The following is a 4050-nucleotide window of genomic DNA, read 5'->3' as shown; positions in this document are numbered from 1 at the left end:
GTCGGGTCCCGCTCCGGGTCCTGGCGAGGAGCCCGGCGTGGGGCCCGGCCCCGTCTCTTTGAAGATGGGGACAGCAACCTATTTCTCCGAAATTAGGGGCAGTGAAATTAGGGACAGTGAAATTAGGGACAGTCCCTCATTTCGCTGCGAAATGAGGGACTGTCCCTAATTTCACTGCCCCTAACTTCGGAGAAATAGGATGCTGTCCCCATTTCCTACGCGAAGGCTCGGACCCGCTCCTCGAGCGTCGCGAACTGCTCCTCGCCGATCAGGGAGACGCAGGCGCGCAGCCCTTCCTTGCGGGAGCTCCCCGTCGTGTCGAGGGTGATCGCGCTGATCCCGTAGTGCAGCAGTTCGACGATCAGGTCGGCGCCGTCGGCGAAGCGTGGGTGGGAAAGGGTGAAGTAGAACCCGTCGGCCAGGGGCTCCCCGAGGTCGTTGTCGTAGACGAGGCGGAAACCGTTCCGCAGGAAGATCTCCTTCGCGATCTTCGCCCGTCGCGCGTACTCGAACGCCGGGGTGAACAGCGACCGGTCTCCCGCGTTCGCCGCGCGCAGCAGCGCGGTCAGCCCGTATTGCGGCCCCTCGGGGACCGAGGCGATCAGCGGGTACTGGATCCCGTGCACGAACGCGTGACGGACGAGGGGCGTCCCGAGGCGCTCGGTGAGGTCGGGGAGCTTCCGCTCCGCGAGGTCGGGATGCAGAAATGCGATCGCGATCCGTTGCCCCGCGTAGCTGAACATCTTCGAGCTGCTGACGACGCAGATGCCGTTTCGCGTGTAGCGCAGGACCGTCGGCTGGTACGGCGGGACGCCCGGATTGAGGTAGTCCTGCCGCACGTCCATTCCGAAGTAGGCGAGGTCCTCGATCGCGAGGACGTCGTACGCGTCGCACAGGCGCCCGAGCCCCTCGAGCTCCGGCTCCTTCAGCACGATCCAGCTCGGGTTGTTGGGGGAGGACCACAACATCGCGGCGATGTCCCCCTTCGCCAGGCGCCGTTCGACCGCCCCGATCAGCGCCTCCCCGCGGTGGTCGTAGAAGTCGATCCCGTCGACCTTCATCCCGAGGAAACGCGCCTGCTGGCGGTTCACGGGGAATCCGGGTTGCAGGAACAGCAGGGTGTGGCGGTCCACGTGCATCCGGTTCGCGAGGGTCAGCGACGCGAAACACCCTTCCATCGCGCCGACGGTGGGGACGCAACACGCCGGAGGGATCTCGAGGTTCATGTAGAGCTTCGCGAAGCGCGAGGCTTCCTGCGTCAGCTCGGGGAGGCCGTCGAACGGCGCGTAGACGTGCCCGACCTTCCGATCGCGCAGCGCCTCGATCTCGGCCGTCACCGCGATCTCCGGGGTGGGGAGCCCCGGAATCCCGAACTCCATCCGGATGAACCGGACGTCGAGCTCCTTCTCGATCCCGTTGACGAGGCGGTTCATCTCGCGGATCGACGCCTGGCGGACGTCGAACGGCTGGGCGGCGATGATCTTCCGGATGACGTCGCGATCGAACGGCACGCGCATGGGCGCAGGATAACAAGGACCCCTTACGGACAGCCCGTTCCCCCCAGCGTCCCCACGTCGTCGTCGCGGTTGTGGTGGAGCCCGGCGCCGCCCGGATCGTCGTAGGTCCCAGGGGGCGCATCCGCCGAATCGGACCGGACGAGGTAGTAGAACCCCGCGCCAGGCGAAGGGTCCTGGGAATCCACGCGCGAGGTCGTCGGAAGATCGTCGTCGACGCAGGAGGCGTCGCCCACCGAGCCGTTCGCGCGCATCGACCCGAGGTCGCCGCGCAGCACGTCGTACACGACCGGCGCGTCGGGCCCGCTCCACTGCATCGTGGCGGCGTCGGCGAACGCGAGCCCGGAAACCGGGCTCGTCGCCGCTCCCGGCCCACCCAGCCGGCGCACGCCGATCCGATGCGAGCCGTACCCCGCACCCCGCAGGTGCGCGGCGACCACGAGCGTCGTCCCCCCCGAGCCCGCCACCGCCGGTTGCCACTCGGAGACCGCGGTCGTCTCGACCGGGAAGCCGCCGACGCCGTCGAGCACCGCCCCCGCCGCGGTGATGCGCGAAGCGTAGATGTCGCTGCGCGGATACGGGACGAACGGCGTGCCCGCGCGGTCGTCCTGGAACGCGGTCACGAACTCCGCGCCGTTCCAGGCGGCGCCGGGCGCGGACTGGTTCCGCGGCGCGTCACCCGTCACGAGCAAGCCGGAGGGGCCGTCGGGCAACGTGCCGTCGGCGCGCACGCGCAGCAGGTGGATCTCCTGGTTCATCGAGTAGACGAGCGCTCCGAGCTCGGCGTGGCCGGCGATCTCGACCCCCGCCGTGCCGAATCCGGACCCGAGGACGAGGCCGTACGACGGGCTGGGCGCGCCGTCCGCGGAGACCCAGGCGTAGGTGAGCGTGAACGGCGACTCGTTGTGCGAGTAGTGCGCCTCCCACGCCAGCAGCCAGCGATCGCCCACCGTCCCGACCGTTCCCGCCCACGCGAATCCGCCGGAGATGCCGATCAGCCCGCCGAGCTTCGTCCCCGTCGCCCCGTCGATGCGTTGCGCGTAGGTGTCCCGCCACTGCCAGTAGGTCGGAGAGTTCTGCACCGCGACGAGGAAGACGTCGCCGAGCGCCGCGACCGCCGGACCGTCGCCGGCCATGACGTCGATCGGGGAGACGTCCTGGAACGTGAGGTCGGGGTCGAGCCGGCGCGCCTTCACGCGCACGTTCGCCCGCGTCTTCCAGGTGACGAGGTATCGCTGCCCGCTCCACGCGATCCCCGGCTCGACGACGTCGGGGCCGGAGGCGACCTCGACCGGCGCCGGATCGACCGCCGCCCCCGCCGCGTCGAGGCGCTGCACGAGCACCCGCCCCCCCGCGGAGGTGGCGCTCAGGTAGACGACCGCGTACCCGTTCCCGTTCCACACGACCCGCGGGCTCTGCTGCGAGGGCGCGCTCAACGAGACGACCGCGTCGGCACCGGCCGCGCCCGCGGCGCCCTGCGTGGCCCCCCAGATGTCGTTCTCGAGGTGGTTCCGGTAGTCCTTCCAGAGGACCTTCGCGCCGCCCCCGGGGGCCCCCGCGACCACAGCCTCGCGGGCGTCGTAGAACGCGCTCGAGGACGCGAGCTGCACCCCCGTGCCGTCGAGCACGCTCCCGCTCGCCGAGATCCGGTTCGCGAACGCGCCGGCGCCGGTCCACGCCGCGACCCAGCGCGTCCCGTCCCACGCGACGTCGGCCCCTTCGCCGCCCGAGAGGTTCTCGTTGATCGGCACTCCGGCGGGGGTCGCGGCGACTCCCGAAAGGTTGACCCGGCTTCCTTTGATCTGGTTCACCCAGTAGCTGTTGTCCGTCTCGGTCCAGACGAGGTAGAACTCGGCGCCGTTCCCCGCGATCTCCGGCGCGGTCTCGAAATACGCCCCCCCGGCGATCGTGATCGGCCCCGCGTCCATCTTCTGGAGCGTGCGCGTCAGGCGCAGCCCCACGATCCCGGCGTCGTCGGCCCAGACCGCGAAGTAGCGGTCGTTCGAGAAGGCGAGGGAGTCGAGGTTGCGGACGTACCAGGTCTCCGGGAGGATCTGGACGCCTCCGGGATCGAGGACGGCGCCGTCGGCGCCGATCCGAGCGCCGCGCAGGTCGGCGCTTCCCGCGCTGCGTCCCGCCCACAACACCGCCCACCCGACGCCGTCGCCGGCGAGGCGGAAGGCGGCGTCCGCCCCCGGCGTCGCGACGACGACCGGGGTGGCGTCGAGAACGGTGCCGTCGGGAGCGACGCGGACCGCCGAGAGCTTCCCGTCGCTCAGGAACGCGACGAGCCAGTTCTGACCGTTCCATGCGACGAGCGGGCCGGTCTGCGATCCGTCGTCCTGGTTGATCGCGAACGAGGCGCCGATCGGGGCGCCCCCGGCGTCGAGCCTCATGCCGTAGACGTCGTTCTGCCCCTCGTGGGCGCGCGCGTCCGACCAGACCGCGAGCGAGAGGGAGCCTCCTCGCGCGAGGTCGGGGGAGTTCTGGTCCCCCCAGGCGGGGGCGAGCGTGTCGTCCCCGGGGAGGAAAGTCA

At 70.5% G+C, this 4050-nt stretch carries 2 protein-coding genes; both read right to left on the bottom strand.

Going from position 1 to position 4050, the window contains the following annotated elements:
* Nucleotides 1–215: 215 nt before the first annotated feature.
* On the bottom strand, nt 216–1517 hold the full coding sequence (locus VF139_02310) for a pyridoxal phosphate-dependent aminotransferase (protein ID HEX6850212.1): 1302 nt from the start codon (nt 1515–1517) through the stop codon (nt 216–218).
* 23 nt (nt 1518–1540) lie between these two features.
* A partial coding sequence (locus VF139_02305; GenBank protein HEX6850211.1) for a hypothetical protein occupies nt 1541–4050 on the bottom strand: 2510 nt, incomplete at its 5' end.

This window comes from Candidatus Polarisedimenticolaceae bacterium, assembly GCA_036376135.1.
GTDB lineage: Bacteria > Acidobacteriota > Polarisedimenticolia > Polarisedimenticolales > DASRJG01 > DASVAW01.
The sequence above is the reverse complement of the archived record's forward strand: the minus strand, read 5'-3'. Positions and strand labels throughout refer to the sequence as shown.